Annotated in this window: 23 protein-coding genes; 14 read left to right on the plus strand and 9 right to left on the minus strand. The window is 39.0% G+C overall.

Going from position 1 to position 22,169, the window contains the following annotated elements; translation table 11 throughout:
* Positions 1 to 71: 71 nt before the first annotated feature.
* Positions 72 to 914 (minus strand): alpha/beta fold hydrolase, encoded by an 843-nt coding sequence (locus tag DES38_RS00895; RefSeq protein WP_110250194.1) that lies wholly within the window; start codon positions 912 to 914, stop codon positions 72 to 74.
* 443 nt (positions 915 to 1,357) lie between these two features.
* On the opposite strand from DES38_RS00895, the gene DES38_RS00900 reads away from it, so the two are divergent.
* Together DES38_RS00900 and DES38_RS00905 are read left to right on the plus strand one after the other, a co-directional pair.
* Positions 1,358 to 2,584 (plus strand): coiled-coil domain-containing protein, encoded by a 1,227-nt coding sequence (locus DES38_RS00900; protein ID WP_110250195.1) that lies wholly within the window; start codon positions 1,358 to 1,360, stop codon positions 2,582 to 2,584.
* Between the two features lie 245 nt (positions 2,585 to 2,829).
* On the plus strand, positions 2,830 to 3,207 hold the full coding sequence (locus tag DES38_RS00905) for a DUF1516 family protein (protein WP_245881933.1): 378 nt from the start codon (positions 2,830 to 2,832) through the stop codon (positions 3,205 to 3,207).
* A gap of 146 nt (positions 3,208 to 3,353) precedes the next feature.
* Here the strand turns inward: DES38_RS00905 and DES38_RS00910 are convergent, their stop codons facing one another.
* Positions 3,354 to 4,208, minus strand: a complete 855-nt coding sequence (locus DES38_RS00910) for a DegV family protein (RefSeq protein ID WP_110250197.1) — start codon at positions 4,206 to 4,208, stop codon at positions 3,354 to 3,356.
* A 203-nt stretch (positions 4,209 to 4,411) separates the two neighbouring features.
* Here DES38_RS00910 and DES38_RS00915 point away from each other — a divergent pair, with 203 nt between their 5' ends.
* From DES38_RS00915 to DES38_RS00925, 3 genes are all read left to right on the plus strand, one after another.
* On the plus strand, positions 4,412 to 5,260 hold the full coding sequence (locus DES38_RS00915) for a YitT family protein (RefSeq protein WP_110250198.1): 849 nt from the start codon (positions 4,412 to 4,414) through the stop codon (positions 5,258 to 5,260).
* Between the two features lie 274 nt (positions 5,261 to 5,534).
* The gene (locus tag DES38_RS00920; RefSeq protein ID WP_110250199.1) at positions 5,535 to 7,841 is read left to right on the plus strand and encodes a sensor histidine kinase; all 2,307 of its coding nucleotides are present in this window, start codon (positions 5,535 to 5,537) and stop codon (positions 7,839 to 7,841) included.
* A complete protein-coding gene (locus tag DES38_RS00925) occupies positions 7,842 to 8,489 on the plus strand; it encodes a response regulator transcription factor (protein WP_110250200.1) in 648 nt (215 codons plus the stop codon).
* A gap of 100 nt (positions 8,490 to 8,589) precedes the next feature.
* Here the strand turns inward: DES38_RS00925 and DES38_RS00930 are convergent, their stop codons facing one another.
* Entirely contained in the window at positions 8,590 to 8,853 is a 264-nt protein-coding gene (locus DES38_RS00930; RefSeq protein ID WP_110250201.1) for a NifU N-terminal domain-containing protein, read from the minus strand.
* A 174-nt stretch (positions 8,854 to 9,027) separates the two neighbouring features.
* Between DES38_RS00930 and DES38_RS00935 the strand changes: the two genes are divergently transcribed.
* Complete coding sequence (locus DES38_RS00935; RefSeq protein ID WP_110250202.1) at positions 9,028 to 10,593, plus strand: diguanylate cyclase; 1,566 nt, start codon at positions 9,028 to 9,030, stop codon at positions 10,591 to 10,593.
* Positions 10,594 to 10,811: 218 nt separating this feature from the next.
* Here the strand turns inward: DES38_RS00935 and DES38_RS00940 are convergent, their stop codons facing one another.
* On the minus strand, positions 10,812 to 11,642 hold the full coding sequence (locus DES38_RS00940) for a Cof-type HAD-IIB family hydrolase (RefSeq protein WP_110250203.1): 831 nt from the start codon (positions 11,640 to 11,642) through the stop codon (positions 10,812 to 10,814).
* 163 nt (positions 11,643 to 11,805) lie between these two features.
* Here DES38_RS00940 and DES38_RS00945 point away from each other — a divergent pair, with 163 nt between their 5' ends.
* Positions 11,806 to 12,546 carry a prolyl oligopeptidase family serine peptidase gene (locus DES38_RS00945; RefSeq protein WP_110250204.1) on the plus strand — a complete coding sequence of 247 codons (741 nt, stop codon included), beginning with the start codon at positions 11,806 to 11,808 and terminating at the stop codon, positions 12,544 to 12,546.
* Between the two features lie 108 nt (positions 12,547 to 12,654).
* A complete protein-coding gene (locus DES38_RS00950; RefSeq protein ID WP_110250205.1) occupies positions 12,655 to 12,966 on the plus strand; it encodes a metal-sulfur cluster assembly factor in 312 nt (103 codons plus the stop codon).
* Positions 12,967 to 13,016: 50 nt separating this feature from the next.
* Here DES38_RS00950 and DES38_RS00955 read toward each other — a convergent pair whose 3' ends face one another.
* The 3 genes from DES38_RS00955 to DES38_RS00965 all read right to left on the minus strand — a co-directional run bounded on the left by DES38_RS00955 (position 13,017) and on the right by DES38_RS00965 (position 14,905).
* Positions 13,017 to 13,712: a Crp/Fnr family transcriptional regulator gene (locus DES38_RS00955; protein WP_110250206.1), complete on the minus strand. Its 696-nt coding sequence runs from the start codon at positions 13,710 to 13,712 to the stop codon at positions 13,017 to 13,019.
* Between the two features lie 21 nt (positions 13,713 to 13,733).
* Entirely contained in the window at positions 13,734 to 14,552 is an 819-nt protein-coding gene (locus DES38_RS00960; protein WP_245881934.1) for an undecaprenyl-diphosphate phosphatase, read from the minus strand.
* Positions 14,553 to 14,737: 185 nt separating this feature from the next.
* Complete coding sequence (locus DES38_RS00965; protein WP_110250208.1) at positions 14,738 to 14,905, minus strand: DUF2929 family protein; 168 nt, start codon at positions 14,903 to 14,905, stop codon at positions 14,738 to 14,740.
* A gap of 197 nt (positions 14,906 to 15,102) precedes the next feature.
* Here DES38_RS00965 and DES38_RS00970 point away from each other — a divergent pair, with 197 nt between their 5' ends.
* On the plus strand, positions 15,103 to 16,038 hold the full coding sequence (locus DES38_RS00970; RefSeq protein ID WP_110250209.1) for a beta-ketoacyl-ACP synthase III: 936 nt from the start codon (positions 15,103 to 15,105) through the stop codon (positions 16,036 to 16,038).
* 58 nt (positions 16,039 to 16,096) lie between these two features.
* Entirely contained in the window at positions 16,097 to 17,338 is a 1,242-nt protein-coding gene (fabF, locus tag DES38_RS00975) for a beta-ketoacyl-ACP synthase II (RefSeq protein ID WP_110250210.1), read from the plus strand.
* 218 nt (positions 17,339 to 17,556) lie between these two features.
* Here fabF and trpS read toward each other — a convergent pair whose 3' ends face one another.
* The gene (gene trpS / locus DES38_RS00980; protein ID WP_110250211.1) at positions 17,557 to 18,552 is read right to left on the minus strand and encodes a tryptophan--tRNA ligase; all 996 of its coding nucleotides are present in this window, start codon (positions 18,550 to 18,552) and stop codon (positions 17,557 to 17,559) included.
* Between the two features lie 379 nt (positions 18,553 to 18,931).
* Between trpS and DES38_RS00985 the strand changes: the two genes are divergently transcribed.
* From DES38_RS00985 to DES38_RS01000, 4 genes are all read left to right on the plus strand, one after another.
* Positions 18,932 to 19,747: a ZIP family metal transporter gene (locus tag DES38_RS00985; protein WP_110250212.1), complete on the plus strand. Its 816-nt coding sequence runs from the start codon at positions 18,932 to 18,934 to the stop codon at positions 19,745 to 19,747.
* Between the two features lie 224 nt (positions 19,748 to 19,971).
* Entirely contained in the window at positions 19,972 to 20,328 is a 357-nt protein-coding gene (locus DES38_RS00990; RefSeq protein WP_110250213.1) for an ArsR/SmtB family transcription factor, read from the plus strand.
* Between the two features lie 3 nt (positions 20,329 to 20,331).
* On the plus strand, positions 20,332 to 21,333 hold the full coding sequence (locus DES38_RS00995; RefSeq protein WP_110250214.1) for a permease: 1,002 nt from the start codon (positions 20,332 to 20,334) through the stop codon (positions 21,331 to 21,333).
* Positions 21,334 to 21,353: 20 nt separating this feature from the next.
* On the plus strand, positions 21,354 to 21,590 hold the full coding sequence (locus DES38_RS01000) for a thioredoxin family protein (protein WP_110250215.1): 237 nt from the start codon (positions 21,354 to 21,356) through the stop codon (positions 21,588 to 21,590).
* 87 nt (positions 21,591 to 21,677) lie between these two features.
* Here DES38_RS01000 and DES38_RS01005 read toward each other — a convergent pair whose 3' ends face one another.
* A complete protein-coding gene (locus DES38_RS01005; RefSeq protein ID WP_110250216.1) occupies positions 21,678 to 22,022 on the minus strand; it encodes a hypothetical protein in 345 nt (114 codons plus the stop codon).
* Between the last annotated feature and the right edge of the window lie 147 nt (positions 22,023 to 22,169).

The following is a 22,169-nucleotide window of genomic DNA, read 5'->3' on the forward strand; positions in this document are numbered from 1 at the left end:
ATGGCGCCATTTCGTGCGACCGATACCTACAGGTGCTTAATGTTAGCAAGCTTTAGGCGTCTTCCGTGCCGTTATTCCTTCTCATCATGTGAGGATTCCGTTAAAAATTTTAGCACATGACCGAGGACGACAGCAGGTGCTTCTTCTTGTACCAAATGTCCAGCACATGGAATGGTCTGAAACTGAGATCCGCTAATTATGTCATGCAACGCATGTCCTTTTTCAATGGGGATCCAGGCATCATGTTCTCCCCATAGAATCAAAGTCGGGGTATCAATGGTATGATAGAGCGCTTCAACCTCATCGGTGTAGCTTTGATTTGCTTGGGCCATTTGTTGATAAAAAGCAGCTTGTCCATGCTCACCTAGCCAGTATTGGATGATTCCTGCTTTTGTTTCTTTATGCATGTCGTTATAAACGGCACCTTCAATGTAGGCGGATACCATGGCCTCGTGTATAAAAGCAGGGACACCCGAAAAAGCAGCTTGGTGTTTGTACACGTGAGTAAAGAAAGGGGAACCCCATGGACCGAGCGCAACAGGATCGATTAAGACCATTTTTTTGAAGGGGACATTATTCAATAAGTTCGTTCTCAGAGCGGTTGTTCCACCAAAGTCATGGCCTATTACATAAGGGGAGTCAAGGCCCCAGTGCTGAAGGAGTTCTACTAGAATTTTATTTTGAATCCCTAACGAAACATCCTGATTCGCTTTTTTTTCGGACTGTCCGTAACCTAAAAGATCATAGTAATACACCGTGAACCATTTACTTAATCCAGGTATAATTTGTCGCCAGTTGAACGATGACCACGGTGTGCCATGTATTAGTACTAACGGCGGACCCTCTCCGATGACATCAAACCTCACTGTACCGTAAGAAGAGTTGAATTGTTTTGTCAGTTCCCATTTGCTCATAATATGCCCTCCTAAAATAAAAACCCGCTAAAATAAATGCGCAAGATAGCCATTGCCTCTTTGAAACACCACAAACGTCGAAGTGTTCTGAAATTCTCAATAGCGCATCAAATGACACTTGAAAAAGTGATGCATAGGCTAATGTGACCAGTAAAAGTTTTTCACTGATGTGAATCAAAAGCTGTTCCTCGTCGAAACAACCGCTTATCATCCAGCAGTTATAAACGGTGCTGAATAAAGTATACAAGGAAAACCAGCAAGAATAAACGATTTCTTCCTACCGAAAGCATCAATCATTTACATGAATGTAATACAACTGTAATATAAGTTAAATCTCTCTGTCACTTCTAGATGTTATACTGGCGTTGCGTGAAAAAAGAAACCGATAAAAATCATAACGAATAAACACATATAAACTTTGATGGAAGAGAGCGTGAATACCTGTGAATCTTAAAAAAATTATCGCGAGTGCCATTATTACAACTGGAGTTTTAGTAACCGTTCCCCAACTGCAAACGGCTGTCTATGCAGAAACAAGCTTAGAGTCAGAACGCAGTGAGGTCAGAGAAGCCCTATCAGAAAAAGAAACTGAACTGGCAACCTTACAACAAGAAATTGTGGAGTTAGAAGAGCAAATTGAACGCATGACTGAAACAATTGAAGCAAACGAAGCAACCATCAAAGAGACTGAAGATGACATTCAAGCAAAAACAGATGAAATTAAAACACTAGAAGTTGAAATTAATGAGCTTGAAGAAGACATTGCTAAACGTCGTGAAATATTAAAGGATCGTGCGGTAGCCCTTCAAAAAAGTGGTGGCACAATTAGTTATATTGAAGTGTTGTTTGGTGCTGAAAACTTCTTAGATTTTATTGATCGCGTCGGTATGATTAATAAAATTACGAAGTCAGATCAAAAGTTAATGAATGAAATTGCTGAAGCGCAAGCGTTGTTAGAGTCAAAAAAAGCAACGGTTGAAGATACCTTAACAACGCTTAAGGACACTAAAGAAGAGTTAGTATTAATGCAAGCACAAATTAAATCACAAGTAGAAGATCATGAAGCGAACATGGCATCACTAAATGAACGTAAAGCGAAGAGTCAAGCAATGGTTAGTGAATTACAATTAGAAGATCAACAATTACAACAAATGATTGAAAATGCGCGTGCTCGTGTAGAAGCAGACCGTGCAGCAACACAATCAGAAGCAGCAGAATCAATCACACAATACGCGCAATCATCAACGTCAAAATCATCGTCTACTACGGCACAAGCTGCAACGGGTGGCGTGGGTAATGTGACAACGGTTGGAAATCGTTACATTGGTAACTCAACCTACGTATTTGGTGGGGGACGTTCTCAATATGATGTAGCAAATGGTCGTTTTGACTGTTCAGGTTTTGTGTCATGGGCATTTAGAACACAAGGTATTCATATTTCAGCAAGTACAGCTGGTTTATCATCAACCGGTTCACGTGTATCAACAGCTAACATGCAGCCGGGTGATCTTGTTTTCTTCAACACATACAAAACAAACGGTCATGTCGGTATCTACCTAGGAAACGGTAAGTTTATTGGCTCTCAAAGTTCAACTGGTGTTGCGATTGCAGATATGACGTCAGGTTACTGGGCAAGTAAATTTGCTGGACATGTTAGACGCGTACAATAGTTTGAGCACAAAGGCATGCCTTCGGGTGTGTCTTTTTTTGTGATTAATTTTATTTAGATACCGTTAGCTATCTTTACTTAGGAATCCCCCACTTCAAACAGCTTGTAAGGGCGTTAAGTGGTGAGCAGTTCAAGAATGAATGCGTTAACGGTGCATAGGTTTAAGGCAATCAGTTAAAGGAAATATACTAGTATCAGTTATTATTACAATTGTGCATAATAAGCTTGAAAAGGATGGTGAGCGATATGTTTGTACACCTTCACGTAGCGGCATGGGCGCTAGCATTTATTTCATTTGGACTTGCTTGGGCCTTATATTGGTATAAGAAAGATAAACCCGCCGCTTTCTTTCATTGGGTTACACGGGTGCTTTTAGCAAGCATTGCGGTAACAGGTATTATTTTAGTCTATCGCTATATAACACGTGATATGATGGGTGATTTTGGTCCAGAACTGGTCGTGAAGACCCTGAGTGGTTTATGGGCTGTTGTGATGATGGAATGGATCCTGTATCGTCTTAAAAGGGGCGGCGTCTTTAAAGGATTCGTTGTACAATTGGTTGTCATGGTAGCTATTGCACTTATCTTAGGATTTGGTAGATTACCGTGGGGTTTTTATCCTTAAATAAAAAACAGAAAATAAAAAAACAGAGAAAAGGCAATGCAGCGAATCAACTGCATTGCCTTTTCGTAAGACATTTTCTACTAACCTTCAAGGCTTTTTCATGTGTTTTTCAAAACGTATAAAAGTTTAGCTGATGCGTCATTTACTTAAAGTTGGTTTTGGAAAAAGATTGCAATTGTTCCAGGGCCAGAGTGTGCCCCGACCGCGGAACCAACCATGCGAATGACGACCTCTTTAACGCCGAATCTCGTTTTGAAAATTTCTGCCAGCTCTAAAGCAACATCTTCAACGTCACCATGGCTGATTCCGACGGTTTGGCCAGTTAAATCAGTGGCACGTTCTTCGACAATGTCAAAAATACGATTGTAGGCTTTTTTGGTACCACGTATTTTTTCTAATGGAATCAATTTACCATCATCAACGTGTAGGATCGGTTTGATTTTAAGTAATGTGCCCATAAATGCTGCGGTTTTACTAACCCGTCCCCCCCGATAAAGGTACTCTAGATCATCAACGGTAAAGATATGCTCCATATGTTCAGCATAATAGGTGCTTTTTGCCGTGATGGCTGCTAATGACAAACCTTCTTGGGCTAGCTCGGCTGCTTTTTTCACAACGAGACCATAACCAAGTGAAGCACATAATGTATCGACAATTTCAATTTTTGTCTCAGGGTATTTCTCAAGCACCACGTCTCTTGCGATTATTGCGGACTGATAGGTACCCGATAGTTCTGATGAGAAAGCTAAATACAAAGCCTCTTTACCCGCTGCAGCGACTTTCATAAACGCATCCTCAAAGTCTTGAGGTGTTACTTGAGACGTTTTAGGGCTCGCTCCCTCGCGCATCCGGTCATACATTGTCTTTGCCTCTAAATTTTGTCCATCTTTGTAGTCATTTCCATCAAGTTGAACGGTTAAACTAACTCGAATAAGATCAAGCGCTTCAATATCAGCAGTTGCTAAATCTGAAGCTGAATCACAAATGATTTGTACTGTCATATATAATCGTCCTTTCAAGCAAGAATTTTTAAAAATAAACGGTTAGGATTGCATATTGCTACTTCCTAGTTTATAGTTACTTGATGTGTACGTCAAAAGATATTTTGATGTTTTTGCATTTCGGGCATAACTTATCGGCATTCTGGGTATCGATAATTATGTGACCGACGTGTTCGGATGAAATTTGTTTGGAGGTGTTTTACGTGTTTATTTTTGAAGCTAAGCGGATCGTAATTGTTATTATTGGTGCAATCATTAATGCAGTTGCGTTAAACTTCTTCTTCATTAGTGCGGATGTTTATGCGAGTGGTTTTACCGGGGTAGCGCAGCTACTCTCAACAGTATTTAGTGTCTATCTAAGTATTGATTTTATTTCAACGGGTATTTGGCTTTTGCTCATAAACATTCCCGTATTTTTACTGGGGTGGTTTAAAGTAGGACGACATTTTACCCTTTATAGTATGTTGTCGGTCGGGGTGTCTACCTTCTTCTTAGAAGTGATCCCTGTTTATAGTTTTTCGGATGACATCATGTTAAACGCTGTTTTCGGCGGGGTGCTTGGTGGCTTTGGTGTCGGGATCACTTTAAAATGGGGGGCTTCTACTGGGGGCTCTGATATTTTAGCGATGGTACTTTCCCGAATGAAAGATAAACCAATTGGGACGTATTTAATGATTGTTAATGGTGTAATTATCTTCTTCGCAGGGCTATTGAATGAGCCTGAAAATGCGTTGTATACACTACTTGCCTTATACGTATCAACACGTATTATTGACGGGGTGCACACACGGCATGAGAAAGTTACGGCTATGATTGTCACGAAAAAAACAGAAGAACTTTCAGATGCAATTCACCAAAAAGTGGTCCGCGGGATTACGATTTTGCCTGCCCGTGGTGCTTATACGAAAGAAGATAAGTCGATGCTCGTTGTTGTTATCACCCGTTATGAATTGTATGATTTAGAGCGGATTATTCATGAGGTAGACCCAGAAGCCTTTACGAATATAGTGCAAACAGCAGGTGTGTTCGGATTCTTCCGGCGTGAACAATAATTGGGAAAAGTGTAAAACCGCCACCTGTTGTCGGAGGCCGTGCAAAAGTTGTCGGTTTCAATCATTTCTGTTCATGTTACACTAGGGATGTAGAAAACGTGTCATCAGACACATATGAACATTACCATCCCTAATGCATATTTCGACAATCCGGTAATGGGAATCCAAAAAAGCTCATGACTTTTCATAAGTCAGGGCTTTTTTTCATGTATAATAAAAAATGTGGTCAAATTAAGTGTTCGCCAAAAACAAGAAAAATCAGGATGTGAGTAAAATGAATCCAAGCTTAGAGTCTTTTAATTATAAGACAAGAATCATCATGCTCGTTATTATCGCTACACTCTTACAAGGTTATTTCTTTATTCAAAATCTGGAACCTTTTATCGGAATTGAGTTAAATCCTACAGGCGGTAATCAATTTGAAATTGAGCAATTGCATCGGTTAGGTTGGGGGAAAGCAAATAATTTAATTGAAGGAGATCGGGTTGTTTACATCGATGGTGAGCCGACGGGTGAACACTGGTCAGTGATTGAACAAATGCGGATTGAAGACGCTGAGGAACTTTTAGTAAGACGTAGTGGGAGACTGATAAGTTTTCCTGTTGACTATCGCTCAGAACTATTTACGCAATATTTCTTTTATTTAATTTTGCCGTTATTATTTTTTATCTTCATTTTAATTTTTACTTACTTTATCTTTCAAAGGGAAGACTATCAGAAAAGCAAATTATTAATCATTACAATGGGACTAATGGTTAGTTTAGCTTATAGTTCGACGGGCCTCCAAATAAAGATGCATGATTTTGCCACGTCAATTTTAACCGTTGTGTTCTTGCTATCACCGAGTGTATTTTACCATTTTCTTTATCACTTTTTTAAAGAACGTAAAAAAGTCTGGTTCCGAAAAGGTTCAATTTATCTTATTTACGGCCTGAGCATCGCTGGGATCTATCAAGCAAACACCTACGCAAAAGAAGTAAGGTTGGATTATGTGATCTTACCCATTTTTGTGGCGATCTTAGCAATTGTCTTCTTTCAGATGGTTCGAGGGTTATTTTATTTAAAGCAACATGATAGTTTTGATTCCTTACTTGGTTTTATTTTAGCCATAGGTTTTGCGGTTGCGCCATTTGTGACCCTTTACATCATTCCATTTTTATTAACTGGAATGGCTTTGATGCCATTTGAGTACGTTAATATTTTCTTGTTTTTTATTCCGTTTGGTTTCTTATATATGATTTTATCTGAGCAATTATATTTATTACGATTCCAAATTAAAAAGTTGCCCTACTATTTAATCCTATCAAGTGCCCTGGCGATATCAATCACACTTGTGAATTTTATCCTTTTAGATCATTCACCTGAGTTTAGTCAGCTGTTTAGTTTGTTTTTTTATACCTTAATGGTTATTATTGGTCTTTTCTTTGTGAAGAAGCAGTTGGATCACTATTTTAGGCCGCAATTGTTTGTATCTGAAGAGGCTTACCAAGCAAGCTTATTCCGTTTTAGTGAAATCTTACGTCAGAAACAATCACGAAAAGATATTTTGCAGGCTTTTCTGCGCGAAGTAAGAGAAGTGTTACCACTTGAACATTACAAATTAATTCGTCTAAAAGATATGTTAGTACCAACGGTCACTTACAGTGAATTACCCGAGCGCTATACGCCCTTTTTACGACGTTATCAACACCAACGCTTCTTTATTGGTCGTTTGATTGGTCGACATGGACTATTCGCTATGCCAATCAACAATTATAAAGCAGAGCTTTATATTTTGTTCTTTCAAACAGAAGAAAACGAATTATCAAAGGAACAAGTTGATTATCTCTCAAGTCTTGTCCAATTTGCCAATATCGCATTAGAAAACCGAATGCGGATTGATGACTTATTAGATGAGTTGGAAATGGCGAAACAATCTGATAATATGGAATGGTTATCGCGGTTGTTGTTTCATTGGTCTGAAAATGAACGTCAACGCCTCGCGAGTGATATTCATGATACGTTTTTGCAAGATTTGATCGTTATGAAGCGTCAGCTTGAACGTTTTAGTAATCAGCCAACGAAGATCAGTTCAAAGGAAGTTAATCAATTAGAAGAAAGTGTGCAAGATATTATTTATGAGATTAGAGAGACCTGTCGGTCGCTATATCCAACAATTCTTGATGAAGTCGGTTTTGTCGAAGCTATTAAGGAACTTACAGATAAATTCTCTTTTCAAAGCAACAGTAAGCTTACCTTTGAGACGAACATAAGGGGTGAGTATCAGCAGACACAAGCGTTTCAGTTGACGCTTTACCGGATTATCCAGGAATGGTTATCCAATGCTTATAAACACGCAGAAGCAACCCGTGTCACCATTCGTTTGCGCGATCTCGATGACCGGGTATTGATGCAGTATGAAGATAATGGCCAAGGGATGAAAGAAACGAGTTGGACCGAACCAGGCGATCAAATGGGCTTGCTTTCAATTAAAGAACGTGTCAAAAGTTTAAATGGCACCATTAAATTTAACTCAGAATTAGGTGAAGGCACACGGATGGAAATTGTCCTGCCTTACCACGGAGAAATGGAAGTGATGTAAGTGTATCGTATTTTATTGATTGATGATCACGCAATTGTTGGTGAAGGCACAAAACGGGTTTTGGAAGATGAACCTGATTTTTACTGTGACTATGTATCGACAGGTGAAGAAGCGTTAAAGCGCTTGACTGATAATCCTTATGACTTATATATTGTTGACTTAAATATGCCAGAGATAAATGGGATCGAACTGACACAAAAGATTAAAGCACAAGAAGCTGATGCTAAAATTGTTATTTACACAGGTTATGATACAACCACCTACTTCAATAAACTGATTCAGCTCGGTGTGGTTGGTTTCTTGAGTAAAACATTTACGAATGCACAATTAGTTGCGGCTGTTTATGCAGCCGTGAATGATTTAGCAGTAATTCCAGAAGATTGGCTCGATCAATTGAGTCGAATGAATCGAGATGTCCAATTGGAAACCGGTAGACAGGTACAACTTACAGCAATTGAGCATGAGGTATTGGTTAAGGTTGGTCGAGGTTTGACGAATGATCAAATTTCTCTTCAGATGTCGGTGAGTCGCCGTACAGTTGAACGTTATCTAACTAAAATTTTTCAAAAGTTAAATGTCACCTCGCGTGCAGATGCAATTTCTGTGAGTAAAGATTTAGGTCTAATCGCTGAATTTGAGTTGAAATAAGCCATTTCAAAAAAACCTTATATTTAGATAGGTAGCTGTTGATGTACCTATTAAATATAAGGTTTTTTCTCGTCAAGGCAAGTTTCCCGTGGTGCGCAGATTAATACCCATGTGCTTCGATGGTTTCAATTACTTTTTCTTTTAGTAACGACCAATCTGCACTCGGTTTTTTAATGATTGTAATAAAATGTTGGTAACCAAATACGTTATCGACCCCAGCAATATCTAGGCAATCATTTAAGACAGGGTAATCGCTAGTTTCTCCTTGAAAGAGCGGGTAGCTTTGTTCACCTTTAAATAGTTGTTTATTCGCAGTGAATTTCATTGCATTTGGGTTTGGTGTGCGTTCAACAAGAATGCTCATATAGTCAACCTCCTTAATCATTAGCAGTTCGTATTCAATAGTTTAACAAATAAGTTTAATAACTGAAAGTAAATAGTCGAATTGATACTCGCATAATCAAAGCGCTTATATTAGAATGGACGGTGGACCTAATTTTTTCGGCGTATATACCTCTAGGTCAAAGGAGCAAACAAAATGGATTTAAAGCATGTTTTTATTTTACGTCAACATGAGAAAAAACAACAATTTAAACGTGAAGAAACCATCACGCGCGATAAACTGATGCATTGGTTAGAGGAAATTAAAGAAGCGACCATTCATATAGAATTAAAAAACGTCGGGGCAATGGCTAATCAGTTGCTCTGGAAATTAAACAATGATCATAAGCAGTTGTACCGTGAAGATGAATGGAGTCGCTTAATGCACCCATTATTTATCATCCTTCAACAAGAAGGCGATACACCGATTGAAGAAATAAAGGACGGTACGGTGCTGTTGTTTAATGATAATTTGGCATCACTTAATCACTGTAAAGCAATGATCGAAGATTTGGGCTATACCATTAATGTTGCGACAACGCGTCAGCAACTCATCAAACGATTCTATGACCGTAAACCTGATATACTTATGCTTGATGCCTCAACGGATGTGAATTTAACACATCAACTCGTTAAGCGCTTACGAGAACGGGCGACAGAAGCTTTTATTCCCATTGTTATTTTTTATGATACGATGATGGATGAAGACAAGCAACAATTTTATGATGAAGATGTGAATGATATTTTATCACATGATGTGAGTGCACCGTTACTTGATCGCTTTATTGAGAACCGCTTACGCTATCGGCGCTTTTTACAATCGAATAGTTTCATTGATGAACTAACAAAAGCTTATAATCGTTCCTATCTCGATAAAATTTGGTGGGATTTAACGCGTGCATATCATCACTCAGAGCAACCCTTTAGCTTGGCACTGATTGATTTGGATCACTTCAAAACAATTAATGATACGTATGGACATAACGTGGGTGATGATGTGTTGGTGCGCTTTTCATCATTATTTTTTGAAATGAAGCGCCCGGAAGACTATTTTATTCGCTATGGTGGTGAGGAGTTTATTATGTTGCTGCCACAAATGAACCGGCAAGAAGCAGTTCAATATATGGATGAAATCAGGGAGCGTTTTGAAGCGATCGCATTTCATGCGAGGCAGGATACCTTTCAAGTTACCTTTACTGTTGGTTTAGACGCCTATCAAGGCAAAGCAGATACATTACAAGATTTAACTGAACGAGCCGACAAGGCGCTTTATTTAGGGAAAGAAGCAGGACGAAATCAAGTCTATAGTTATCAAGAAGATTTGCGTTCAGAAAAACGAAACGTAATTCAACTTGCCTTGGTAGACGATGACGCTTTTATGCGTAGTTATTTAACAGATCGCTTAAAAACGTTAGCACTTTCAGAGTTTGCCGTCGAAGTCACTGCCTATCCTGATGCAGAAACGTTTTTAACGTCAAATTGGTTAACGCATGAAGGGAAAAAATTACTGATTTTGGACTTGATTTTACCAGGACTTTCCGGGATTGAATTATTGGAAGAAATTGAAATGCAATTACAAGAAGACCGCTTTAATTGTCTTATGATCACGGGGCAACAAAAGTCTAAAGAAGTTATTAAAGGGCTAGAACGAGGAGCAAGTGATTACATGATTAAACCGTTTGATTTTAACCAATTGGTGAATCATATTATCCCACTCCTATAAATGATGCAAGTCATGTTTCGTTTTTGTCCAAAAGGATACGGAAGTGAATGAAGGGTAAACCTCATTAAGATCATCAACAAACACGGCATCATCACTTAGTGATGATGCCGTGTTTACGTTTTTAATCCGATTAATTAGATAATGACTACAGATCACTCTGTATATGACGTTCAACGGATAGATTGATAGAACGTGCATAAAAGCGTGTCCGAAAATGATCAATGGGTTTGTTTGATATTAAAATAGCGTGCCAAGTAGTCGCCAACGCCATCTTCATCATTTGTAACCGTTACATCATTAACAACGTGATCCAAATCGCTAATCCCATTACCCATTTTCACCCCAATGCCCGCATAATCTAGCATTTCAAGGTCGTTATCTTCGTCACCGAACGCCATGACTTGTGCTTGGTCAACATGGTAATAGTGCGCAATGCGTTTTAAACCTACCGATTTGTTCATGCCTTTACGAACAATTTCAATCATGTTCCAAGGTGCGCCCCATTTTCGATGCTCAATCACTTCAGCATGATCGCGATCTAAACTTTCACGTAATTCATCAATGTGATGATCCCGTGGGTGAATCAGCAATGACGTCGGATCAGATTTTAACTGATTTTTCAAGCTGCCAATCGTAATTGGATCATCTTCCTTTTCGGTATGAAGGATTTTCATCAAACGTTCATCATAACGGTCAAGATAAATATCATCAAGGACCTCAGCCATCATGTTGTTTACTTCAAAGTCATAACAGGTTTGAACGATTTTTTTAGCTGATCTAAGCGATAAGGGCGAATGCAGCGCCCGCCAATTCTTATCGGTTGGATGATGCATATAAGCCCCGTTAAAGTTTACCATCGGTGTATTAAGCTTGAGTTGATGATAGTAATCAATGCTCGCACGATGGGGGCGTCCTGTTGCAATGACAACGATGTGTCCTTGATCACGAACAGCTTGAATGATCTGACGGTTTTTTTCTGAGATTGTTTGTGTACTCGATAAAAGGGTTCCATCTAAATCTAGTGCAATTAAGTGTTGTTTCTTGGTCATCTTTTTCACCTCTGTTTCTAAAATCAGTTTAAAGAAAAAAGTGGACGTTGTAAAGTTAAGGATTTGTTAACTTAACTTTTGCATCATTCTTTCCTATCACGTATGATACAAAGTAAATGAAACACGATTAGTGCAACAATAAGAATGGGTTAGGGGTGAAGAAATGGTTTATGTAAAAGAACTTATGCTGGCTGGTAAACAAGTGCAATGCGTCGAACCTAAAGGGAAAGCGGATGTGCCATTACCAGTGATAATTTATCTGCACGGGATTGGTGGAACGGGACTAGATGAATTACATACCGCTTATTTATTAGCAAATGGTGGCTACCGTGTGATTTTACCGGATGCTCATCTACATAGTGATGACGACCGTATATCACGTGCCGAACAAAATTTACGTTTTTTTGAAATCATTGATCAAACGTCACAAACGATAAAAAGCTATTATGATGCACTTCTAGAAAAGCAGTGGATCTTAGACGATGCGTTTATGTTAGCAGGCACAAGTATGGGTGGGATAATCACTGCCATTAGTCTGAAGCGATTTACGTTTGTTAAACAAGCAGCAATTTTAATGGGGACAGCTAAACTAACTGAATTCTTCAACTATACGTTAAGTCAATTAGAAACGTCTCCGTTAAGTGAAGCTGACTTTCATCAGCTCTTAATGCAGGTGGAGGCGCTCGATTTATCAAAGGATATCGACGTCCTAAACAACCGTAGACTCTTTATTTGGCACGGTGAGCAAGATGACTATGTTCCCTATCATCTAACAGAGGCGTTTGTAGAACAACTAAAAGCAAGTGGCCAAACGAGTAATTTGACTTACCTGACGACCCCAAATCATGGACATAAAGTGAATTTGGAAGCAAGACGTGCATGTGCAGCATTTTTTGATTGTTAATAGTTTAATAAGAATTGTTTTCAATTCGGAACGTTTTTCGTTATAATAATAATGCGTTTAACTTTTTATAGTTTTTCCTAAAAAAAATAATGAAGGGGTGTATATAGAATGGATGAAGCACTACAAGAAAACTTGCTCGGTGCACTCGAGAACGTTATTGACCCTGAGCTTGGCATTGATATTGTTAACTTAGGTCTTATTTATGGGGTTGATTTAAATGAAGAAGGGACCGCCATCGTAACCATGACCTTAACAGCGATGGGATGTCCACTTGCAGGACACATTGAGGCTGATGTCAAACGTGCCCTTTCTGAACTGCCAGAAGTAAAAGACACTGAAGTAAACATTGTCTGGTCACCACCATGGAGCAAGGATCGCATGTCTCGCTATGCGAAAATTGCCTTAGGCATTCCTGATTGATCATCAAGTGATTGTAAAGACCCCGTACCGGTAAATCGGTGCGGGGTCTTTTAATTAATCGTGCATAAGACAATCGGACAGTTCTCACAATTGATAACCTTTTTTAAATAATCAAGGTCATGAATGACTAACTTTCCATCGCGTTCTGAGATAATCTGTTGCTTCTTTAAAGGGCTAAGTAAGCGATTGACTGATTCACGAGACGTCGCACAAAAATTAGCCAATTCTTGATTAGTCAGAAGATGGTCAATTAAAATGCCATCCGCTTGTTTAATGCCGTAACTGTTTGTGAGACGAATCAAGGTTGAATAAAGCGCACCTTTTTTTCCGTGCAAGATTAAATCACGAAACTTAGTTTGATCCTTTTGGTTATTTAGTTGGCTATACTGTAAGATATCAACCAGAGCTTCGGCATCACTGGCGAGCGTTTGCCTGAGTTGTCCTTGTGGATAAACAAATAAAACCGTTGCTTCAGTGGCTTTCGCATCGACTAAATAGCGATGTGTTGCTTCTTCTTGCATGAACACTTCTTCAATTAAATCACCTGGACCAAGAATTCTCAAGGTTAATTCTCGGCCATCGGGGGTCATTTTATTAATGATCACATGCCCCTGCCTGATTAAGTAAAGGTCACTGACGATATCTTGCTGACGAAAAAGAAATTGTCCCTTCTTAATATGAAGAGTATGGTCAGGTGTAGCAAAATAACGTGCAGTTGCAGCTTTTAAATGGTTGACCTTGACCATGACAATGCCTCCTTCATTGGATTATAGTAATATGAATGCTATCGTTCCGACAACAAAACAGTATAGTGAAAAATAAATTAAATTTCCTCTCGCCATAATGTGCATGAACCATTTAAGTGAGAAGTAAGTGGCAACACTTGCGGTGACAAAGCTTACTAAATAAGGGAGCCATAGTTCAACGAGCCGTCCATCTAGTAAATCACCAATTGATAGCATGAACGTCCCTAAACTAATTGGAATATATAACAAGAAAGAAAAGCGTAGTGCAGTTGCTTGTTTCATGCCTAATAGCATGGCAGCAACGATGGTAGCTCCGCTGCGGCTAATCCCAGGAATGAGGGCAACGGATTGAGCAAGTCCGACAATTAATGCATCTTTTAAGGTTAATTGACGGTCCGCTTTTTGACCACGCAGGTTCCGAATAATAAATAAGGCAAAACCAGTGATGATTAATGTGATGCCAATCATTTTTGCGCTTGAAAAGGTATTACCAATTTGGTCTTCGAATAAAAGACCAATAACACCAGCAGGTACAGTCGCAACTAACAAGTAGACAATAAACATAAAATCTTCACGTTCAGCTGCTAACCTATTTTGTTTTTTGGTTAAAAAGTGAAAACCATTGGTTGCTAGACGAATAATGTCTTGGCGATAAATTACGAGTACAGCAAGTAAACTGGCAAAGTTCACTAAAATTTCAAAGGTTAAATCATCCATTTTAAGATTAAAGATATCCTGGAAAATCACTAAATGTCCGCTTGATGAAATGGGAATGGGTTCGGTGAACCCTTGAACAAAACCAAAGAGTAAATAAAAGAATATCAGGGTAAAAAACGTCATAACACGTACCTCCATGAGCATATAGCGCTTCTTTTTAGATTTGACTAATATTTTTTCAACAGCTTAAAATAACGCCAACAAATAACTACCCCCTCTTTTTAAAAAGAGGAGGTTATCACTATCCCACATACATTTGATCAACATGACCCCTTGAATCAGGTTGATCAAATCAAGGATTGGTTGAGTTAATCTTCAATTAATGTTTCACCAACAAACGCTCCCACAAGTGTAAAAATTACAGTCATCGCAATGACAGGGAACCAGCTAAATCCTTCACCGGCCATACTGGTAAGCACATAACCGAGTAACAAACTAATAAAGAAAGACCAAATCATTAAGATAATTATCCGCATTATTTCACCTCATTTATAAAAGAATCGTTATTTAATCATTTTAGCAAACCTCCATTAAAAAAGAAATCTTTCTGAGGTCCCTTTTTAGAAAAAAAGTACGATTCGTTGAAAAAGACTTGATTTAACGATTCATATCGCTTATATTAGTACCAAGTCTTAATATTTGATTATAAATTAACCGAGTAAGGGGTAGACATATGAATGCAGGAATTTTAGGCGTAGGGTATTATTTACCAGAGCGTATTTTAACTAATGCTGATTTAGAAAAAATCGTTGATACAAATGACGAATGGATTCGTACGCGGACAGGCATAGAAACAAGACATATCGCAGCAGAGGGAGAAGAAACCTCCGACTTAGCGTATCATGCAGCTGTTGCAGCGCTTGACGATGCGAATGTGGACGCGAGTGAACTTGATATGATTTTAGTTGCGACAGTGACGGGTGATGTGGCCTTTCCGTCTGTTGCTTGTCAACTACAAGCACGCTTAGGTGCTACGAAAGCAGCCGCAATGGATGTTACGGCTGCATGTGCTGGATTTATGTACGGGATGATTACAGCCAAGCAATTTATTGAAGGTAGTGACTATGAACGTATTTTAATTGTTGGTGCTGAAAAACTTTCGAAAATCACGGACTGGACGGATCGTAACACTTGTGTGTTATTCGGTGATGGTGCAGGTGCATGTGTGATGGGACCTGTTTCTGCTGATCGTGGTATCCTATCATTTGAACTAGGAGCAGACGGTACAGGTGGCAAGGCGTTATACCAAGAAGATACACTGATTCGCATGAATGGTCGAGAAGTATTTAAGTTCGCCGTCCGACAAATGCCGGAATCAAGTGAGAACGTCGTACTAAAAGCAGGTTTAACTAAAGATGACGTGGACTTTTTAGTACCACATCAAGCCAACATTCGAATTATGGAAGCTGCCCGGACGCGCCTTGATATTCCTAAAGAGCGCATGAGCTATTCGATTCGAAAATATGGCAATACATCGGCAGCATCGATTCCAATTGCTTTTGCTGAAGAAGTTAAACATGGAAACATTAAAGATGGTGACAACGTTGTACTTGTTGGTTTTGGCGGTGGACTAACTTGGGGAGCAGTACTGTTACGTTACGGAAAATAACGACGATCGTTAGTGAGATGACTAAGCAAGTTTAGAATGTGAATGGGAGGATACAAGCATGACAAGAAAACGTGTAGTAGTAACGGGAATGGGTGCAATTACCCCAATTGGCTCTACAATTGATGAATTATGGCGAAACCTTTTGGCTGGACACTCGGGTGTCGGTCCCATTACTAAGGTAAACGCTGATGATTTTCCAGCAAAAGTGGCAGCTGAATTAACGGATTTTGATGCCAGTGATTATATGGAGAAAAAAGACGCTAAACGGATGGATTTGTTCACCCAATATGCGTTGGCAGCAGCTAAACTAGCAGTGGCTGATGCTAAACTTGAAATTAACGAAGAAAATAATGAGCGCGTTGGCGTTTGGGTCGGTTCTGGTATCGGTGGCTTAACCACTTATGAAGAGCAATTTCATAAATTTGTTGAGAAAGGCTATCGTCGTGTAAGTCCATTCTTAGTACCGATGTTAATTCCGGACATGGCTGCGGGTCAAATATCGATTCATCTCGGTGCGAAAGGAATCAATTCATGTACAGTGACAGCCTGTGCAACGGGAACAAACTCAATTGGTGATGCCTTTAAAGTGATTGAACGTGGTGATCAAGATATTATGATTACAGGTGGAGCAGAAGCACCGATTACCAACTTAGCGGTCGCCGGTTTCGCTTCAGCAAAAGCTTTATCGTCTAATCCTGATCCTAAAACAGCAAGTCGTCCATTTGATAAAAACCGCGATGGTTTTGTAATGGGTGAAGGCGCAGGGATCTTGGTTCTTGAATCGTTAGAATCAGCGCAAGCACGGGGCGCCGATATTTATGCCGAAATTGTTGGATATGGTTCAACAGCAGACGCTTATCATATCACGGCTCCAGCACCTCATGGTGAAGGGGCACAACGCGCAATGAAACAAGCCATTAAAGATGCTGGTCTTGAAGTTGAAGCCATTCAGTATATTAATGCGCACGGTACAAGTACCCCACTTAATGATAAGTTTGAGACAGAAGCAATTAAAGGTGTGTTTGGTGATTATGCCAAGCAATTGCTCGTTTCGTCAACAAAATCAATGACGGGTCACTTACTTGGTGCAGCTGGTGCGGTTGAAGCAATTGCTTCGATTAAGGCCATTACTGATCAAGTGGTTCCTCCAACAATTAACTTAGAAACACCAGATCCGGATTGTGATTTGGATTATGTTGCAAATGTAAAACGTGAAGCAGCTGTTGATTGTGTCTTAAGTAATTCATTAGGATTTGGTGGACATAACGCTTGTCTAGTGTTTAAAAAGTTTGTAAATTAGGCGTGATCTATCGTAAAAGCTATTATATATTTTATAAAAAGACTTAAGTGTGAGTGATGCACTTAAGTCTTTATTTTGTTTGTAGTTAGGAATGAACAAAGCTGGTTAGTAAATAGCCTGTAAGGTCAAGCGATGGAAAAAGTAACTGGTGAATAAATAAAGCTACCGATGCATGAGCGTTCACATCGGTAGCTTTATTGTGTTAGTATTCCTGTCGACTAGTTGCGTTTTACTACGCGCCCAAGTCCCATTGCTTTTTTCGCTTTTTTAAGTGTTTTTTCGGCAACAGCGGTTGCTTTATCACGGCCGTCATCTAAAATATCATCTAATGTTTCTGAATCAATGATTGCGTAGTAGCGTTTTTGGATAGGGACCAAGATGTCAAGAACAGCGTTGGCAACGTCTTGTTTAAAATCACCATAACCAACACCAACATATTTTGCTTCTAAGTCCTTAATAGAAGTGTTTGTACAGCTAGATAGTATCGTTAATAAATTTGATACACCCGGTTTGTCAATCGGATCAAAGCGAACAATACCTTCTGAGTCTGTCACGGCACTTTTAATCTTTTTCTCAATTTTTTTTGGTTCATCTAGCATAAACACAGTTGCTTTTTGATTTTCATCTGATTTACTCATTTTTTTCGTTGGTTCTTGAAGTGACATAATACGTGCACCCACTTCAGAAATCTTCACTTCAGGAATTGTAAAAATGTCATTGAATTTTCGATTAAAACGTTCGGCTAAATCACGGGTTAACTCTAAATGTTGTTTTTGATCATTTCCGACAGGGACAATGTCCGTATTGTAAAGCAGAATATCGGCAGCCATTAACGGTGGGTAAGTGAGTAAGGCGGAAGAGACACCTTCTTTACCGTGTGATTTGTCTTTGAACTGTGTCATACGTTCCAATTCTCCAATGTAACTTTGTGTTTGCATGATCCATCCCAGTTGCGTGTGGGCTGATACTTCTGATTGAATGAATAAAGTAGCCTTGTTTGGATCAATCCCACTGGCAAGATAAAGAGCTGCAAGTGAGCGGATGTTTTCTCTTAATTTCAAACGATCTTGAGGAACAGTAATTGCATGTTCATCGACAATACAAAAATAACAATGATGTTCGTCTTGTAAGTCAACAAATTGTTTCATTGCACCTAAGTAATTACCAATAGATAAGGACCCGCTTGGTTGAATACCTGAAAATATTGTTTGCATGTTGTCACCTTTCTTCTTTACGTCATTTAATAGAAATAAACGGCGTTTATTAGTTATGTACAGTGTTCAATTCATCGAGAAATCATGGTCATTAAACAGTCATTATCGTCAAGAATACCACAAATCAACGAAGAAATGAATAAGCAACCCTGAACAGATGTAGAAAAGTTATTGAAGGAAGTAGAGCTGACGCAATTGTTTGTCGATCTGACTTAAAAATTGCAGAAAAAGATACAAAATGTAGCGTATAAAGTTTACCTAGGGCAATTTTTTTGTTACACTCCATGATAGAAGGTAAAAAGATAAATAGGGATAGGTTCAAATTCATTTAATTCAATCGTTTAAAGAAACTAAGAAGGAAATAAAGGAGGAAAATCAAATGATCGATTTTTTAAGTCAATTGCATCCAGTTATGCAGGCGTTGATTGGGACCATGTTTACTTGGGGGATGACTGCGCTGGGAGCAGCGTTGGTATTTACCTCAAAAGGGGTCAATCAAAAATTTCTTGATGCGATGTTAGGTTTTGCTGGTGGGGTAATGATTGCTGCAAGTTACTGGTCATTACTTGCCCCTGCGATTGAAATGGCAGAACAAGACCCCTTACCGGCATGGTTGCCGGCAGCTGTTGGTTTCATGTTAGGGGCGGTATTCTTATGGGGAATCGATAAATTAATTCCACACGTCCACCCGAATGCTAATCTTGAATCAGCAGAAGGGATTCACCCAGATAAACGAAGAAGAAGTACACTCCTTGTTCTAGCAATTACACTGCATAATATTCCTGAAGGTTTAGCGATAGGTGTCGCTTTTGGTGCGGTTGCAGCAGGATTTGAATCTGCCTCGCTTGCAGCAGCTGTGTCACTTGCGATCGGAATTGGTATTCAAAACTTCCCAGAAGGTACGGCTGTCTCGATGCCATTACGCCGGGAAGGGATGTCACGTAGACGGAGTTTTATGTATGGTCAATTGTCCGGGATGGTGGAACCTTTCTCAGCGGTACTTGGTGTTTTATTGGTAACGATGATGGAGCCGTTGCTTCCCTTTGCCCTATCGTTTGCGGCTGGTGCAATGATCTTCGTTGTCGCAGAAGAAGTAATTCCTGGTTCACAGGAAAAAGGTAACAAAGATTTAGCATCAATGTCGTTAATGATTGGTTTTACCGTCATGATGATTTTAGATGTGGCATTAGGATAGATGATCTTTTTCGTAAAAACATCGCTCAATTAGCGGTGTTTTTTTATGCGCGCGCTTCAAAGGAGCTGGGACAGCTTCTCTAATAATAGTAGAAGTACGAAAAAAATATTAAATTATAAAACTAGAAAAGTAGTTGTATTGACACCGTGATTCCGTTATACTACACATATAAGAGATAAACATGTCGGACGAACGAATCAAATAACGTATAAAGGGGTACAAAAATGACGGATTATCAAATTAGAGATCAAGAAGTACTTAATCAAACGTATCAAATTGGCTTAAAACAATACCAATCCGTTGAAAATGATCAGGCCAGAAAAGCCTGGGCGGATTTTTATAAAGCACTTGCGGATGAAACGCGCCTAAAAATTATTACCTTTTTGTCCCAAGGACCAGCTTGTTTATGTGAATTGGTAGATGCTTTAAGCGTTGCGAATTCAACATTAACACATCACCTACAGTTACTTGATCGGGGTGGTCTCATTGAAAAAAAGAAACAAGGCCGCTTTACGATCTATCAATTGAATCAATCAGATCAAGTTAACTCAATTTTGACAACATTAAGTATCGGGGGTTGACAGATGCAATTTTTTCAAATGATTAGCGATCAATTATTTAAAATGCAGTGGCTCTATGATGGTGTTGTTTGGTTAGTTGAAGCCGTGTTTGGGTTATCGATGAATGAACGAATAGGAAATAGTGTGCATTTCTTTATTTATGATACGATCAAAATATTCATATTGCTCAGTGTTGTTATCTTTTTTATTTCATATGTTCAAAGCTACTTTCCACCGGAGCGGACCAAACGCTTACTTGGCGGCGTGACTGGTTTTAAAGGGTATGTTTCTGGTGCACTACTTGGCACCTTGACGCCATTTTGTAGTTGTTCCAGTATTCCGATTTTTATTGGCTTTACATCAAGTGGTCTACCGGTAGGGGTAACGTTTAGTTTTCTTATTTCATCACCGATGGTTGATTTGGCCTCGTTTATTATGTTAACGTCATTTTTCGGTATTAGATTTGCGGTTATCTATTTGGTTGTCGGTCTTATTTTAGCGATTGTTGGTGGCTATATTATTGACCGCTTTAACTTGGGGAAAGATGTTCAAACATTTGTAACACCAGAAAATCAACGAGCAATTGAAGAAGGCGGAATGTCGGCGAAGGAACGGATAGATTTTTCATTTGCACAAGTAAAAGAAATCTTTTTACGTGTTTGGATCTATGTCTTAATTGGTGTTGGGATTGGAGCGCTTATTCACAACTGGATTCCACAAACCTGGATTCAAACGGTATTAGGTGATGATAATCCATTTGCAGTGTTACTCGCCACCCTTGTAGGTATGCCTATTTATGCCGATATTTTTGGGACACTACCAATTGCAGAAGCATTAATGTTGAAAGGCGTTAGTGTGGGAACAATTTTAAGCTTTATGATGAGTGTTGTTGCGCTATCTTTACCATCGTTAATTATGTTAAGCAAGGTTGTTAAAGGGCGATTAATGGTGACATTTGTAGCGATTATGGTTATTGGAATCGTGATTATTGGTTATTTATTTAATCAATTATCGTTCATATTATAAATGATGAAGGAGCTAAGAAAATGAAAATTCAAATTTTAGGACCTGGATGTAAGAATTGCAAAAAGTTACAGGAGAATACGGAGAAAGCAGTTGCAGCGCTTGGCATTGATGCGACAATTGAAAAGGTGGAAGATTTCGCAGAAATTGCGCGTTTTGGCGTATTAAAAACACCTGGATTGGTCGTTGATGGAGAAGTGCTGATTTCTGGAAAAGTACCTGCAGAGAAAACCATTAAAGCATTACTCGCAAAAGAGTAAGCGTAGTATGGGGTAAGCATGCGTTGAGAACGAAGTAGAACATAAGCAGGCGGGTGCGCTAAATACGCACCCGCCTGCTTATGTTTATTACCACAAATATATCGCTAGCATAATGACATTTACAAGAAGTAGCGCAAAGGTTTGAAACCTAAATAGCTTGATAGCGAAGTCTGAAACTTTTTCAGACGGTGCTAAACGAGAAAATTCATCATCAATGCTTTGTTTATCACGAGCAAATGCTTTCTTAAATCCATAAGTAATCCCATCAAAAAAGCGCCCTTTAATTGTTAATAAGCTTAAAAATAAAGTAACATGGATCAACAGCAAGTATGTGAGGTAATTAAATACATTTAAAAGAAATGCCCCTGCATTGATATTGGCAAAAACAAAGGTAAGAATTAGTTGTACTAAAAGTAAAATAATGTGAAACATAGTTGACCTCCAAATTTTCGATGGACCTATTATATCATGAACTTGACACGTGTTATAATTATTTGCTGCAATGAATATCAATAAAACATAGGTTTAATCAATGTTTTAGAACGTTGATTCCAAATTCTTCTATTCGAAAGCCGAACA

Source organism: Streptohalobacillus salinus, from assembly GCF_003201605.1.
Lineage (GTDB): Bacteria > Bacillota > Bacilli > Bacillales > Amphibacillaceae > Streptohalobacillus > Streptohalobacillus salinus.